Raw genomic sequence first — 14,572 nt, 5'->3', positions numbered from 1 at the left:
GATCCAATTTCTTACAGTCCACGAAGTATAACCAGCTTGATACAACTGTTGGTCGCTTAAGTGCGTCAGGCGTCACACTTGGCCGTATTGCTGCCCGTGCCTGAGCCAGCGATTGAGCAGCGGGCTGACGTGGTCCGGCCAGCGCTCCAGCAGTGCCTGTGCGGCATCGCGCACGGCAGGCAGCAAGTCGGCGTCGCGCATCAGGTCGGCGACCTTGAATTGCAGCAGGCCGGTCTGGCGGGTGCCGAGCATTTCGCCGGGGCCGCGCAGTTCCAGGTCCTTTTCGGCGATGACAAAACCGTCGTTGGTTTCACGCATGATGCCCAGGCGCTGGCGGCCGATCTGTGACAGCGGCGGGTGGTAGAGCAGCACGCAGTGGCTGGCGGCGCTGCCCCGGCCCACACGGCCACGCAACTGGTGCAGTTGCGCCAGGCCCAGGCGCTCGGGGTTCTCGATGATCATCAGGCTGGCGTTGGGCACGTCCACGCCCACTTCAATCACCGTGGTGGCGACCAGCAGTTGCAGGTTGCCGGCCTTGAACTCGGCCATCACTGCGGCCTTTTCAGCCGGTTTCATACGCCCGTGGATCAGCCCGACCTTGAGTTCGCCGAGGGCGCTGGTGAGGTCTTCGTAAGTGGTTTCGGCCGCTTGGCAGGTCAGCTCTTCGGACTCTTCGATCAGCGTGCACACCCAGTACGCCTGGCGCCCTTCGGCACAGGCGCCGCGTACGCGTTCGATCACTTCCACGCGCCGGGTGTCGGTGACCAGCACGGTGTTGACCGGCGTACGGCCAGGCGGCAGTTCGTCGAGGATCGAGGTGTCGAGGTCGGCGTAGGCGCTCATGGCCAGGGTGCGCGGGATCGGTGTGGCGGTCATGATCAGTTGGTGCGGGTTCATCCGCCCGCCCACGCCTTTCTGGCGCAGGGCCAGGCGCTGTTGCACGCCGAAGCGGTGCTGTTCGTCGATGATCACCAGCGCCAGGTTCTTGAACTGCACTTCGTCCTGGAACAGCGCGTGGGTGCCCACCACCATCGGCGCGCCGCCGGCGATCTGTTCCAGTGCCGCCGCGCGGTTCTTGCCCTTGAGCTTGCCGGCCAGCCACGCGACTTCCAGGCCCAGCGGTTCGAGCCAGCGCTTGAAGGTGATGAAGTGCTGCTCGGCGAGGATCTCGGTGGGCGCCATCAGCGCCACCTGGTAGCCGGCTTCCAGTGCTTGCAGGGCGGCGAGGGCGGCGACCACGGTCTTGCCCGCGCCCACGTCGCCCTGGATCAGCCGCAGCATGGGCTCCTGCTGGCTCAGGTCATAGGCGATTTCATTGCCGACGCGTTGCTGGGCACCGGTCGGCGCAAAACCGAGGTTGGCCAGGTACTGCGCGGGCAAGCGCGTGGCCTTGGGCATTGCCGGCGCACGCAGGGAGCGCATGCTTTCGCGCAGGCGTTGCTGGGACAATTGATGGGTCAGCAGTTCTTCGAAGGCCAGGCGATGCTGGGCCCAGTGATGACCGAGCGCCAGTTCGTCGACATCGGCATCGGCGGGCGGGTGATGCAGGTAGCGGATCGCATCGTCCAGCGGCGCCAGTTGATAGTCGCGAGCCAGTTCCTGGGGCAGCCAATCGGGCAGGCTTTTCGGGCCGAGCATGGTCAGCGTCTGCATGCACAGTTGGCGCAGGCGTTGCTGGGTCAGGCCTTCGGTGAGCGGGTAGATCGGCGTGAGCGTGGTGTCGACCGGCGGCGGTTCATCCCCGGTGATGGCGCGGTATTCCGGGTGATAGATCTCCAGGCCAGATGCACCCGGCCGCGCTTCGCCGTAACAGCGCACACGGGTGCCGCGCTTGAGGCCTTCCTTCTGCGCGTTGCTGAAATGGTAGAAGCGCAGGCTGAGGCCTCCGGTACCGTCCTGCAGGCGTACCACCAGGCTGCGGCGCTTGCCCATCACCACGTCGGCACCGCTGACGGTGCCTTCGACCACCGCGTCCTGCCCGGGGCGCAACTGGCCGATGGGCACTACGCGGGTGCGGTCCTGATAGCGCAGGGGCAGGTGGAACAGCACGTCCTGGAGGTTCTCCAGGCCAACCTTGGCCAGCTTCTCGGCCATGGCTTCGCCGACACCCTTGAGTGCCGTCACCGACACCTGCGACAGCTCAGTCATACCCTGGCTTAGCTCGCGGCAGTCGGCTTGGCGACCGAACACAGGCGGATCGAGTCGGCGAGGATCTCAATCGCTTTGGGCCGTGGGAAGCTGGCGCGCCAGGCGATCGCCACGGTGCGGAACGGCACCGGCGGCGTGAGTGGGCGTACTTCGATCACGCCGGGGGCGTAGTGATGGCTGTCGACGGCTGACAGCGGCAGGATGGAAATGCCCAGGCCGGACGCGACCATGTGGCGGATGGTTTCCAGAGAGCTGGATTCCACGGTGGTGTGCTTGGCACCGTCATTACCCTTGGTCAGGGTCGGGCAGGCTTCCAGGACCTGGTCGCGGAAGCAGTGGCCTTCGCCGAGCAGCAGCAGGCTCTTGTCGTTGAGCAGGCCGGCGTCGATGGTGTCTTTCTGTGTCCACGGGTGCGAGGCCGGCATGAGCACGTAGAACGGCTCGTCGTAGAGCGGCAGGGTCAGCACGTCGGCTTCATTGAACGGCAGGGCGATGATGATCGCGTCCAGCTCGCCGTTGCGCAGTTTGTCGCGCAGCACGTGGGTGAAGTTTTCTTCGATATACAGCGGCATCTGCGGCGCGACGCGGTGCAGTTGCGGGATCAGGTGCGGAAACAGATACGGGCCGACGGTGTAGATGGCGCCGACCTTGAGCGGTGCGGTCAGCTGGTTCTTGCCGGCCTGGGCCAGTTCGCGAATGCTCTGCGCCTGCTCCAGCACCTTCTGGGCCTGGGCCACAATGCCTTCGCCCACCGGGGTGAGGCGCACGGCGCTCTTGCTGCGCTCGAAAATCAGCACACCGAGTTCGTCTTCAAGCTTTTTCACGCCCACCGACAGCGTCGGTTGGCTGACATGGCAACGCTCGGCCGCGTGGCCGAAGTGCTGCTCTTGGGCGAGGGTAACGATGTAGCGCAATTCTGTAAGAGTCATAGCGGGCGTCCATGAGGTTGCGGGCCAAGCATACCGGCTGCAATCGATAGACGCACGTTATCAGACACGATGGGGTTTGCGACACCAGCTAATCGGGTGCCGCAGGTGTTTTGCCGTTTATTTCTGCGGGTATTTGAAGGTGAAGGTCTCGGTGAACGGGCCCCACCATTCGGGGACGCCGGTTTCTTTGTCGACGTGGTGGAAGAAGCCATTGATCTGTGGGCTCTCGTAGCGCAGGACAACGGTATAGGTGCCGGGGCCGTCCATCTTCACGTTGTTCGCATAGTGGGCGCCGTCTTTGGCAACCATCGGCAGGAGCGTGCCGATTTGTTTGTAGTCCGGAGCGCCTTCCTTGACCAGGGAATAGGAGATGCTCAGGTAAGGCACCCATTCACCGTTGGACAGTCCGTACTTGTTGTCGGCAGTGGCATGCACATCGGTTTCAAGGTGCACCGAGTCCTTGTCCATGACCATGCCCGGTGGCATTGGCGCCATCTCGATCCCGGTGAGGTACGAGGAAGCGATCTCCATGTCGTGGGTCTGAACCGGCCCGCCGATCGGGTATTCACGGGCTTGGCTGACGGCGGAAAAAGCCAGGGTGCTGGCCAGGACCAGTGCAGCGGCAACGGGTTTGTGCAGGTGTTTCATGGGTGACGCTCCGGGGTGGGGGAAGACGGTTCAGGCGTGCGCGACTGCACAAGGCGGCCACCCATTACCAGCAAGGTAAGAGTGGCCACCCAGGCAAACAGTTGAATGCCCAAAGGGCGGTCGGTGTAGCCGGTCAGCGCTTGCAGCGCCCGGCCGGTAAGGCTTGCGTCGGAGACCAACCAAGAGGTGTCCCACAACTCGTAGCCCCAGGCCGGGATCAGGTTGATACCGGCCAGGATCGCGGCGGCGCGGCCGGCCATTCCCGCCGCGAGTACGGCGATCATCCACGTGGTGACCGAGAACAGGCGTTTGAGGCTGATCACCACCAGTCCGCGATACAGCAGCCACGACAGCACGCCGCCGCCGGCAATCCCGAGCACGCCGCCGATGAGCATCGTCAGGGGTTCGGTGTGGGTGGATGCGGCGATGCCATACAGGAACAGCACGATTTCCGAGCCTTCGCGCAGCACGGCCACGGTGATTACGATGGCCAGTGCCCACAGGGTCTTCTCGCCGCGTTGCACCGCCGCCCCGCTTTCGCGCAGTTGAGTAGCGAGTTCGCGGCCATGGCTACTCATCCACAGGTTGTGCCAGCCGAGCATGCACACCGCGACGATAAGGATGGCAGCGTTGAAGATTTCCTGGCCGAAACCGTCCAGGGCCTGGGTGATGGCGCCGGTGAACAGCGCGAGGATCGCCGCGCCGCCGACACCGGCAGCGATGCCGCCGATGATGTAGGTACTGCGCCGTGCCAGCCCCTGGGTGGCGGCCATGACGATACCGATGACAATGCCGGCTTCCAGCACTTCACGAAACACGATCAGCAGACAGGCCAGCATGACTTACTCCTTGGCCGCGACGACGGTGACGGTGCCTTTGGCCTGGTCGGGGTGGTAGTCGTCGAAAAAGCTGTAGGTGCCCGGATGCATCGGGCCGGCGAAGACGGTAATGGTGTTGCCGGGCACGACGATTTTTTCGAATTTCATGTCGTAGCTTTCAAATTCGTCGACGGTGTCGTCGTTGTTGGTGAGCTGGATGCGAAAGCGCTCGCCGGCCGGCACGGTGAAGCTGGCGGGTGTGAAGGTGTGGTTTTGCACGGTCAGGCTGACCAGTTGATCCGCATGGGCTGCGCACGGGGCGCCAGCGATTGCGAGCAGGGCAAGCGTCAGGCGGGGAAGGCAGGACATAGCGAAAGGCCTCTCAAATGAGAATTGTTCGCGCATGATTGGTGGTGTATTGAAGTGTTACAAGTGAAGAACCATGACATTGGTTTCACATTCAGCCACGGTTCAGCTCGCGGGTCTGCAAGGCTTGAATACGGTGGAGGAGGAGCGCAATGGGCACCCGAGGGTGCCCATTGGGAAAGGCTCAGCGACGACGTTTTTCGATGTTGTACACGAACGGTGCAACGATCTCGATACTGCCACCCTTGAGCATGTCCGCAGGCGGCTTGGGCAGCGGCTGGGCACGACGGATCATGTCCAGCGTGGCGCGGTCCAGGTCGGCGTTGCCGGAGCGGCCCACCAACTCGTAAGACAGCACGTTACCCTCGGCATCCACCACGAACTTCAAGCGGTTGAGGCCTTCCTTGCCACGCGCCTGGGCGCCTGGCGGGTACTTCTTGTACTTCTGCAGGTGGGCCAGCAGGGCGCCTTCCCAGGATGCTTTGGCGGCAACCTGTTGCGGCGACGGGCCAGGAACGGGCTGGGCCGATTTTTCAGCCGGTGCCTGGGTCGGTGGAGCGTCGCTCGGTGGGTCCTCGGAGGGTTTCTCCTTGGGCGGCTCGATCTTCTTCTCCACCGGTTTGGGCGGCTGCGGTTTGGGCTTGGGCTTGACCGGCTTGGGCACCTGGATCGTCGGCTTGGGTGCCTCGGCGAGTTTCGGCAGGGGCGGTTCTTCCACCGGGGCAGGCGGTTGCGGCGGCGTGACCACCTTGGGCGGTGCCGGCGGCGGTGGGGCTGGCATCGGTGCCAGGTCGATAACCATGGCAGCCGGTGGCAACTGCACCGTACGCGGCGCCGACCAATGAAGCGCGATAGCGATCGCGACGGCATGCACGCCCAGTACGACGGCGAGGCTGGTGCCATAACGCGTCAGTTTGTGGCGCGTCGTGATCATTTCTTGGCTGCCGTCTCAAGTCCGACCAGGCCTACCTTGAGGTAGCCGGCTGCCCGCAGGGCATCCATCACGCTCATCAGGTCGCCGTAGTCCACGCCCTTGTCAGCCTGGAAGAAGATCGTCGTGTCCTTCTTGCCCTGGGTCTTGGCGTCGAGCACCGGTCCCAGGGTTTCAGCCTTGACCTCTTCTTCGCCCAGGAACAGGCGTTGGTCCGCCTTGACGCTGAGGAAGATCGGTTTCTCCGGCCGAGGCGCAGGTTTTGCGCTGGAGGCGGGCAGGTCAACCTTGATGTCCACGGTGGCCAACGGTGCCGCCACCATGAAGATGATCAGCAGCACCAGCATCACGTCGATAAACGGCGTGACGTTGATTTCGTGGTTCTCGACGAGTTCGTCGTCGCCTTGATTCAAATGCAGGCCCATGGCCGATTACCCCACTTTCACCATGTGCGGTTGCGAGCTGCGCTCGGTAGGCAGGTGATCGAGGTCGCGGCTGACCAGCAGCAGGACTTCCGCCGACGCGTCCGATACCTGGGCCTTGTAGCCAGCAATCGAGCGAGCGAAGACGTTGTAGATCACCACCGCAGGAATTGCGGCAACCAGGCCCAGGGCGGTCGCCAGCAAGGCTTCGGCGATGCCCGGGGCAACGACGGCGAGGTTGGTGGTCTGGGTTTTGGCGATGCCGATGAAGCTGTTCATGATGCCCCACACGGTACCGAACAGGCCGACGAACGGCGCGGTTGAACCGATGGTCGCCAGCACGCCGGTGCCGCTGCTCATGTTACGACCGCAGGCCGCCACCAGGCGCTCCAGGCGGAAGGCCACACGTTCCTTGATGCCTTCTTTTTCGCGGGTGTTGGCCGACAGGCGCATTTCTTCCAACGCGTCGTGCACCAGGGTATTGGCCAGGGTGCCCTTCTTGGTCGCGCTTTCGCTGGCTTCCTTGAGGGTGGTGGCCTTTTTCAGGTGGACGATTTCGGTGCGCAGGCGACGCTTGGCGCCCAGCAGCTCGAAGCCTTTGGCGATCCAGATGGTCCAGGTGATGATCGAGGCGATGGCCAGGCCGATCATCACGGCTTTCACCACCACGTCAGCGTTCTGGTACATGCCCCAGGGCGACAGGTCGTGGGCCATGCCCAAGGTGTTGTTTTCTTCGAGCACTAAGCCGGTTTCGTCGGCGGCGGCAGGGTCAGCTGCCTGGGCCGGATCGGTTGCAGCGGGCGCTGCGGCAGGTGCTGCCGGCGCCGCGGTGTTGTGCTCGGCGGTAGCCGGTGTGGCGGGCGCGGTGGCATCAGCGAAGGCGGCGGTCGGTGCCAGCAGTACGCTGAACAGCAGCGCAGCAATCGCGCGCCAGGCGCGGGATGGGCTGTGAAGCTTGGTTGGCGAAGCGGGGGTTGTATTACGTGTCATGCTGGCCGGACCTGAGTAAAAAAATGAGTGATCGTCCTTCCAGACCCAGGGGGTCGAGGACAAATGGGTGGTTATTATTGCAAGTAATTCTTGTTAACAGAAGTAATACAGTAACTTTATTTGTGCTTTTTCTGGCCGTCTGTCATCTGCGAAGGCTAACCTAGACCTTTCTGTGCGGAGTTTTGTGATGTCAGCGCCTTCTGTTGTGATTGCCGGATGTGGCGATGTGGGGAGCCGGCTGGCCAGCCAATTGCTCGCCTCGGAATGGGAGGTTCATGGCCTGCGCCGTGATATTTCGCGGCTTCCCGATGGCGTGATTGGCATTGCCGGTGACCTGTTCAAAAAGGATTGCCCCGACACCTGGCCGATTGGTGGGGTGGATTACCTGGTGTACTGCGCGGCTGCGACGGATCACGACGAGGCGGGCTACCGCGCCGCTTATGTAGAAGGGCTGAAACATGTGCTGGAGTGGCTGAGTGACTACGGCCAGGAACCCAAGCACCTGCTGTTCGTATCCAGTAGCAGCGTCTACGGGCAGCAGAATGGCGAGTGGGTCGACGAAACGTCGGAGACTCAAGCGAAAGGGTATTCCGGGCAGGTGATGCTGGAAGCCGAGCAAGTGGCGCTCAATAGCGGCATCCCGGCGAGTGTCGTGCGGCTTACCGGCATCTATGGTCCTGGTCGCGAATGGCTGCTGACCCAGGTTCGCCAAGGCTATCGCGTGGCAATTGATCCACCTTTATATGGCAATCGCATTCATGCGGACGACGCGGCGGGGCTACTCGCCTTTTTGTTGCGCCATGTGGAAGAGGGCGGCTCGCTGGACAAGGTCTACATCGGTGTCGACGATGCACCTGCTCCACTGGCCGAAGTGGTGGGCTGGTTGCGCGAATACCTGGGTGTGACTGAGTGGGCTGAGGATGCGAGTGTGCGGCGAGCGGGCAGCAAGCAGTGCAGCAATGCCCGGGTGAAGGCGTTGGGTTGGACGCCGACTTACCCGACCTTCCGCGAAGGCTACGCAGCAATTCTCAAAGGCTGAAACTCAAAATGTGGGAGGGGGCAAGCCCCCTCCCACATTTGGATCTATGTTTGGTTGCTTATTGCTTTTCAAGCAGCCATTGGCGTGGGCCTGGTGTGAACGAGGGCACTTCATCCGCCTGCGCGGTGTTGATCGCCTGGAAGATTTCCAGCTGTTTGCCTTTGCGGGTAAAGATCCACGGGTTGCCCTGGCCGTTGAGCTGCAGCCAGATGCTGTCGTAGCCACCGCTCATTGAGGCGCAATCACCGGCCAGGCACAGCGAATACCGGTCCACATTGGGCAGGCCGGCGACCTTGCCGTCAGCCTGGAACTGCACGATGGCGCCGCTGCCGAAGCCGTCGCTAATCTTCCAGTCGCCGCCCAGGTAGGCCGCGTACAGCGCTCGCTCGAAGTTGGCACCCAAAGGTGCACCCTCCGGGGCCGGGTCTTTGGCGCGGGCAAACAGCTGTTCAGGCTCGTTGTCATTGGCCACTTGCAGCAGTTGCTTGCCTTTGCGCTTGAGTTCGGTGGCGGAGCTGCCGTAGAAATCCACGCTCCAGGCGCCGGATTGTTCACCCAGCAACTTGCCTTCAGCTACTTCAAAACCGTTGTAGTAGCGGGCCTGCGAAGCCTTGGTATTGACCTCCCACTCGAGGTTCGGGCCAAAGCTCTGCAAGGCTTCACGCAAAGGGCCGCCCTTGGCTGCCGCATCGATGGCGACCTGGTTGATCCAGGTGCCGCTCACATCCCTGTCGGCAGGGTTACTGGCACAGCCGCCGAGCAACAGGGCGAGCATTGATGAGGCTACAAGCGCTTTGCGCATCATGAAATCCTTCTGAAACGAAGTCGGCGCAGCCTGTGGGGGCTGCGCCGGGTGTTTTACTCGATGACCAGGATCGCGTCCATCTCAACCTGCGCACCCTTTGGCAGGGCGGCAACGCCGATGGCGGCGCGGGCTGGGTACGGCTGTTCGAAGTACTTGCCCATGATCTCGTTGACCTTGGCGAAGTGGCTCAGGTCGGTGAGGAAGATGTTCAGCTTGACGATGTCCTTGAACGAACCGCCGGCGGCTTCAGCAACGGACTTGAGGTTTTCGAAGACCTGTACGGTCTGTGCTTCGAAGCCTTCCACCAGTTCCATGGTCTTCGGGTCCAGCGGGATCTGGCCGGACATGTAGACGGTGTTGCCCGCCTTGATCGCCTGGGAGTAAGTGCCGATGGCGGCAGGGGCTTTATCGCTGGTGATAACGGTCTTGGTCATGAATGACTCCTTGTAATGTGGGTTAGGCGCGCATGCGAGTGATGCGGATCACACCGGTCAAGGCACGCAGTTTCTTGATCACGCGGGCCAGGTGCACGCGGTCGTGGACGCTGACCACCAGTTGGACCACGCTGATGCGGCCATCGCGCTCGTCCATGCTGATTTTCTCGATATTGCCGTCGGCCGCGTTGACGCTGCTGGCGAGCAGGGCGATCAGGCCGCGCTGGTGTTCCAGCTCCACGCGCAACTCGACGTTGAATTCGCCGGTGACATCCTTGGCCCACGAGAGCTGGATGCATTTTTCCGGGTTGTGGCGGATTTCGGTGATGTTGCGGCAGTTGTCCAGGTGCACCACCATGCCTTTGCCTGCGGACAAGTGGCCGACAATCGGGTCACCCGGGATCGGCGTGCAGCATTTGGCGTAGCTCAGCACCAGGCCCTCGGTGCCGCGAATCGCCAACGGGCCTTCGGGGCTTGGCAACTGTTCGCCTTCGCCGAGCAGGCGGCGGGCGACGACATAGGCCATGCGGTTGCCAAGGCCGATATCTTCCAGCAGGTCTTCGATGGTTTCCTGGCGGTACTCATGGAGCATCGCTTGCACGCGTTCCTGCGGGATCTTGTCGAGAGCGCTGTCGAAACCGTTGAGCACCTTGTTCAGCAGGCGTTCGCCCAGGCTGATGGACTCGGAGCGGCGCTGCAATTTCAGCGCGTGACGGATGTGCGTGCGCGCCTTGCCGGTGACCACGAAGTTGAGCCACGCCGGGTTTGGCCGTGCGCCTGGAGCGCTGACGATCTCGACCGTGGAGCCACTTTGCAGTGGTTCGGACAGCGGTGCGAGACGACGATTGATCCGACACGCGATGCAGCTGTTGCCCACATCGGTGTGCACTGCATAGGCAAAGTCGACGGCGGTGGAGCCTTTGGGCAGCTCCATGATCCGGCCTTTGGGCGTGAACACGTAGACCTCGTCCGGGAACAGGTCGATCTTCACACTTTCGATAAATTCGAGGGAGTTGCCGGCGCGTTGCTGCATTTCCAGCACGCCCTTGACCCACTGGCGGGCGCGGGCATGAGTGCCTTTGGGCTGCTCGTCGCCGCTGGACTTGTACAGCCAATGGGCGGCGATGCCGTTGTTGGCCATCTCTTCCATTTCGCGGGTACGGATCTGGATCTCGATCGGCACCCCGTGCATACCAAACAGGGTGGTATGCAGCGACTGGTAGCCGTTGGCCTTGGGAATCGCGATGTAATCCTTGAAGCGACCTGGCAGGGGTTTGTACAAATTATGTACAGCGCCCAGTACGCGATAACAGGTGTCGACCTTGTCGACGATGATCCGGAACGCGTACACGTCCATGATCTCGTTGAAGGCCCGGCGCTTGCCGCGCATCTTCTTGTAGATGCCGTAGATGTGCTTTTGTCGGCCGCTGACCTCGCCCTCGATCTCGTCGATCGCCAGGCAATGGCTCAGGGATTCTTCGATCTTGTTGACGATTTCCTTGCGGTTGCCCCGGGCGCGCTTGACCGCCTGGTAGATGCGTGCCGAACGCATCGGGTGCATGGCTTTGAAACCAAGGTCTTCGAATTCGATACGAATGGCGTGCATGCCCAGCCGATTGGCGATGGGCGCGTAGATTTCCAGGGTTTCCTTGGCGATGCGCCGGCGTTTTTCGCCGGAGAGCACTTCCAGCGTACGCATGTTGTGCAGCCGGTCGGCCAGCTTGACCAGGATCACGCGGATATCGCGGGCCATGGCCATGGCCATCTTCTGGAAGTTTTCCGCCTGGGCCTCGGCCTTGGTCTCGAAGTTCATCTGGGTCAGTTTGCTGACCCCGTCGACCAGTTCGGCCACGGTTTCGCCGAATTGCGCGCTGAGCGCTTCCTTGGCGATGCCGGTGTCTTCGATCACGTCATGCAGCATCGCGGCCATCAGGCTCTGATGGTCCATGTGCATGTCGGCAAGAATGTTTGCCACCGCAAGGGGATGGGTGACATACGCCTCGCCGCTACGGCGGCGTTGGCCGTCGTGGGCTTGTTCGGCGTAGAAATACGCTCGGCGGACCAGGTTGACCTGGTCTGGGCCGAGGTAGGCCGATAAGCGATCGGCGAGGGCGTCTATGCTCGGCAAAGTGTGAACTCCTGCCGTTGGCTGTGACCCCGCGCCGTGCTACGTCGACCAGGCATAGGCTTAGACGGCCTCGTTGGACTCGTCCTCGAACGCTGCAAACAGCGGTTCGTCTTCAACGATTTCGGCGTTGGCGATGAACTCGTAGCTCATCAGGCCTTCAGCGATTTCACGCAGGGCGACAACGGTAGGCTTGTCGTTTTCCCACTGGACCAAGGGCTCTTTGCCGCCAGTGGCCAGTTGACGGGCACGCTTGGTAGAGAGCATGACCAGCTCAAAGCGGTTATCCACGTGTTCTAGGCAGTCTTCAACGGTTACGCGGGCCATGGTATTCCTCGGAGCGAATGCAAGATGCGCGCTGCCCGGTTGGGCGAGCGGACTAAACAGTTTAAAAAATCACCAGCGTTTAGGGAAGCGCTGATTTTTCGCAGGCCCTCGCAAAACCGCTACAAGCGCCAATGTAAAGCCCTTGCAGCGGTTTTGGGAAGAGCCAATCAACCGAGCAGTTCGGCCAGCAATTTGCCAAAACGCTGTTGCTGACGCTTTTGCTGGAGCTGATTGGCGCGGAAAATCGCCTTGAGATCATCCAGTGCGTGGGAAAAATCGTCGTTGATGATCAGGTAGTCGTAGTCGACGTAGTGGCTCATTTCACTGACCGCTTCACGCATGCGGCCTTCGATAATCTCGTCGCTGTCCTGGCCGCGGTTGGTCAGGCGCTGGTGCAGCGCTTCAAGCGACGGCGGCAGGATAAAGATCGAACGCGCCTTGGGCATCAGCTGGCGCACTTGTTCGGCGCCTTGCCAGTCGATTTCCAGGATCAAGTCGTGGCCTTCGTCCAGGGTCTGCTGCAAGTGGCTTTGCGAGGTGCCATAGAGGTTGCCGAACACTTCGGCGCGCTCGAGGAAGTCGCCATGCTCGATCATCTTGACGAACTCGGTGCGCTCGACGAAGTGATAGTGCACGCCGTTCACCTCGCCCGGGCGCATGGCGCGGGTGGTGTGGGAGACCGAGATGCGGATCTGCTCGTCAGCGTCGGTCAGGGCCTTGACCAGGCTGCTCTTGCCCGCGCCCGAAGGCGCGGAAATGATGTAAAGGGTGCCGGTACTGTGGGTCATGGAGGTTGCCTTACTCAATATTCTGTACTTGTTCGCGCATCTGCTCGATCAACACCTTGAGGTTGACCGCAGCCGTGGTGCTGCGCGGATCGAAAGCCTTGGAGCCCAGTGTATTGGCTTCGCGGTTGAGTTCCTGCATCAGGAAGTCCAGGCGCCGACCGGCGGCACCGCCGGACTTGAGCACACGGCGTACTTCGAGGATGTGGGTGCTCAGGCGGTCCAGTTCTTCGGCCACATCGCTCTTTTGCGCCAGCAGCACCATTTCCTGCTCCAGGCGCACCGGGTCGAGGTCGGCCTTCATGTCGGTGAAGCGGTCGAGGACCTTCTGGCGCTGGGCGGCAAGCATCTGCGGGACCAGCTCGCGCAGGGTGACCACGTCTTCTTCGATGGAGGTCAGGCGCTCGCTGATCAGGCGGGCCAACTCGGCGCCTTCACGCTCGCGGCCGGCCTTGAGCTCCTTCAGGCCCTGATTGAACAGGGCAAGGGCTTCGGCGTTGAGGGCTTGCGGGTCGGTGGCGTCGGCCACCAGCACACCGGGCCAGGCCAGCACTTCCAGGGGGTTGAGCGCGGCCGGCTGCTTGATCAGGCCGGCGATGGTTTCGGCGGCAGCGACCAATTGCGCGGCGCGGTCGCGGTCGACCTGGAGTGGCTTGCCGGTGGTTTCTTCTGTAAAGCGCAGGGTGCATTCCAGCTTGCCACGGGAAATGCCCTGGCGCAGCGCTTCACGCACGGCGCCTTCGAGGTCGCGGAACGATTCCGGCAGGCGCAGGTGCGGCTCCAGGTAGCGGCTGTTGACCGAGCGCAGTTCCCAACTCAGGGTGCCTTGTACGCCGGCTTTTTCGACGCGGGCAAAGGCGGTCATGCTGTGCACCATGGAGGTACCTCGCGTTGCAGTCCCGTAAATGCGGGCTGATGATTGGGAAGGCGCAGGATTGTAGCGCAGTGGGGTGAGTGCGCCCAAACCCAGGCATTCGTAACCGGATTTTTTAGCAGTGCCCCGAATCGGCCCGCGGCTCTATAATGCTCGGCAGTTTTTCGTCCTCAGTACAGGTATCCCCTATGAAACGTCCAAGTGGTCGCGCTGCCGATCAGCTCCGCTCGATCCGCATCACCCGCAACTACACCAAACACGCCGAGGGATCCGTACTGGTCGAGTTTGGCGATACCAAGGTGATCTGCACCGTCAGCGTCGAAAACGGCGTACCGCGTTTTCTTAAAGGCCAGGGCCAGGGCTGGTTGACCGCCGAGTACGGCATGTTGCCGCGCGCCACCGGCGAGCGTAACCAGCGTGAAGCCAGCCGTGGCAAGCAAGGTGGCCGCACCCTGGAAATCCAGCGTTTGATCGGTCGCTCCCTGCGCGCCGCCCTGGACATGTCCAAGCTGGGCGACGTGACCCTGTACGTCGACTGCGACGTGATCCAGGCCGACGGCGGTACCCGCACCGCGTCCATCACCGGTGCCATGGTGGCCCTGGTTGACGCGCTGAAAGTGATCAAGAAGCGTGGCGGCCTCAAGGGCGGTGACCCGCTCAAGCAAATGATCGCCGCTGTTTCGGTGGGCATGTACCAGGGCGAGCCTGTGCTGGACCTGGACTACCTGGAAGACTCGGCTGCCGAGACCGACCTGAACGTGGTGATGACCAGCACTGGTGGTTTCATCGAAGTGCAAGGCACCGCCGAAGGCGCGCCATTCCAGCCGGCCGAACTGAACGCGATGCTGGCCCTGGCCCAGAAAGGCATGACCGAGATCTTCGAACTGCAGAACGCCGCCCTGGCTGACTGAACCCGCCTCAAGGAGAAGCG

Annotated in this window: 16 protein-coding genes; 2 read left to right on the top strand and 14 right to left on the bottom strand. The window is 62.2% G+C overall.

Annotated elements, in window-relative coordinates; genetic code table 11:
• Window positions 1–72 precede the first annotated feature (72 nt).
• The 8 genes from recG to exbB form a co-directional block, all read right to left on the bottom strand.
• Window positions 73–2,148 (bottom strand): ATP-dependent DNA helicase RecG, encoded by a 2,076-nt coding sequence (recG, locus tag ACZ445_RS29560; protein ID WP_058424461.1) that lies wholly within the window; start codon window positions 2,146–2,148, stop codon window positions 73–75.
• A gap of 8 nt (window positions 2,149–2,156) precedes the next feature.
• Complete coding sequence (locus ACZ445_RS29555) at window positions 2,157–3,077, bottom strand: hydrogen peroxide-inducible genes activator (RefSeq protein WP_016975936.1); 921 nt, start codon at window positions 3,075–3,077, stop codon at window positions 2,157–2,159.
• 117 nt (window positions 3,078–3,194) lie between these two features.
• A complete protein-coding gene (locus tag ACZ445_RS29550; protein WP_058424253.1) occupies window positions 3,195–3,725 on the bottom strand; it encodes an iron transporter in 531 nt (176 codons plus the stop codon).
• A complete protein-coding gene (locus tag ACZ445_RS29545; RefSeq protein WP_464707847.1) occupies window positions 3,722–4,564 on the bottom strand; it encodes an FTR1 family iron permease in 843 nt (280 codons plus the stop codon). Before ACZ445_RS29545 ends, ACZ445_RS29550 begins: the two co-directional genes overlap by 4 nt.
• 3 nt (window positions 4,565–4,567) lie before the next feature.
• Window positions 4,568–4,912 (bottom strand): cupredoxin domain-containing protein, encoded by a 345-nt coding sequence (locus ACZ445_RS29540; RefSeq protein WP_058424251.1) that lies wholly within the window; start codon window positions 4,910–4,912, stop codon window positions 4,568–4,570.
• A gap of 181 nt (window positions 4,913–5,093) precedes the next feature.
• A complete protein-coding gene (locus ACZ445_RS29535; RefSeq protein ID WP_179030294.1) occupies window positions 5,094–5,843 on the bottom strand; it encodes a TonB family protein in 750 nt (249 codons plus the stop codon).
• Complete coding sequence (gene exbD / locus ACZ445_RS29530) at window positions 5,840–6,265, bottom strand: TonB system transport protein ExbD (RefSeq protein ID WP_003195519.1); 426 nt, start codon at window positions 6,263–6,265, stop codon at window positions 5,840–5,842. The genes ACZ445_RS29535 and exbD overlap by 4 nt, the downstream gene beginning before the upstream one ends.
• Before the next feature lie 6 nt (window positions 6,266–6,271).
• On the bottom strand, window positions 6,272–7,252 hold the full coding sequence (gene exbB / locus ACZ445_RS29525) for a tonB-system energizer ExbB (protein ID WP_058424249.1): 981 nt from the start codon (window positions 7,250–7,252) through the stop codon (window positions 6,272–6,274).
• A 187-nt stretch (window positions 7,253–7,439) separates the two neighbouring features.
• Here exbB and ACZ445_RS29520 point away from each other — a divergent pair, with 187 nt between their 5' ends.
• Window positions 7,440–8,291, top strand: coding sequence for an SDR family oxidoreductase (locus ACZ445_RS29520; RefSeq protein ID WP_058424248.1), 852 nt, complete (start codon window positions 7,440–7,442; stop codon window positions 8,289–8,291).
• A gap of 58 nt (window positions 8,292–8,349) precedes the next feature.
• On the opposite strand, the gene ACZ445_RS29515 is transcribed toward ACZ445_RS29520, so the two are convergent.
• The 6 genes from ACZ445_RS29515 to ACZ445_RS29490 all read right to left on the bottom strand — a co-directional run bounded on the left by ACZ445_RS29515 (window position 8,350) and on the right by ACZ445_RS29490 (window position 13,644).
• Entirely contained in the window at window positions 8,350–9,093 is a 744-nt protein-coding gene (locus tag ACZ445_RS29515; protein ID WP_058424247.1) for a hypothetical protein, read from the bottom strand.
• A 56-nt stretch (window positions 9,094–9,149) separates the two neighbouring features.
• Window positions 9,150–9,530 (bottom strand): RidA family protein, encoded by a 381-nt coding sequence (locus ACZ445_RS29510; RefSeq protein ID WP_003176922.1) that lies wholly within the window; start codon window positions 9,528–9,530, stop codon window positions 9,150–9,152.
• 22 nt (window positions 9,531–9,552) lie between these two features.
• Window positions 9,553–11,658 carry a bifunctional GTP diphosphokinase/guanosine-3',5'-bis pyrophosphate 3'-pyrophosphohydrolase gene (spoT, locus tag ACZ445_RS29505; protein ID WP_058424246.1) on the bottom strand — a complete coding sequence of 702 codons (2,106 nt, stop codon included), beginning with the start codon at window positions 11,656–11,658 and terminating at the stop codon, window positions 9,553–9,555.
• Window positions 11,659–11,718: 60 nt separating this feature from the next.
• Window positions 11,719–11,982 (bottom strand): DNA-directed RNA polymerase subunit omega, encoded by a 264-nt coding sequence (gene rpoZ / locus ACZ445_RS29500; protein WP_003176920.1) that lies wholly within the window; start codon window positions 11,980–11,982, stop codon window positions 11,719–11,721.
• Window positions 11,983–12,149: 167 nt separating this feature from the next.
• Window positions 12,150–12,770 (bottom strand): guanylate kinase, encoded by a 621-nt coding sequence (gmk, locus tag ACZ445_RS29495; protein WP_053127649.1) that lies wholly within the window; start codon window positions 12,768–12,770, stop codon window positions 12,150–12,152.
• 10 nt (window positions 12,771–12,780) lie between these two features.
• Complete coding sequence (locus tag ACZ445_RS29490) at window positions 12,781–13,644, bottom strand: YicC/YloC family endoribonuclease (RefSeq protein WP_058424245.1); 864 nt, start codon at window positions 13,642–13,644, stop codon at window positions 12,781–12,783.
• 185 nt (window positions 13,645–13,829) lie between these two features.
• On the opposite strand from ACZ445_RS29490, the gene rph reads away from it, so the two are divergent.
• Window positions 13,830–14,552 carry a ribonuclease PH gene (gene rph / locus ACZ445_RS29485; RefSeq protein WP_016975928.1) on the top strand — a complete coding sequence of 241 codons (723 nt, stop codon included), beginning with the start codon at window positions 13,830–13,832 and terminating at the stop codon, window positions 14,550–14,552.
• Window positions 14,553–14,572 lie beyond the last annotated feature (20 nt).

The sequence above is a fragment of the Pseudomonas allii genome (assembly GCF_055380095.1).
This window is presented reverse-complemented; position numbering and strand designations above follow the sequence as displayed.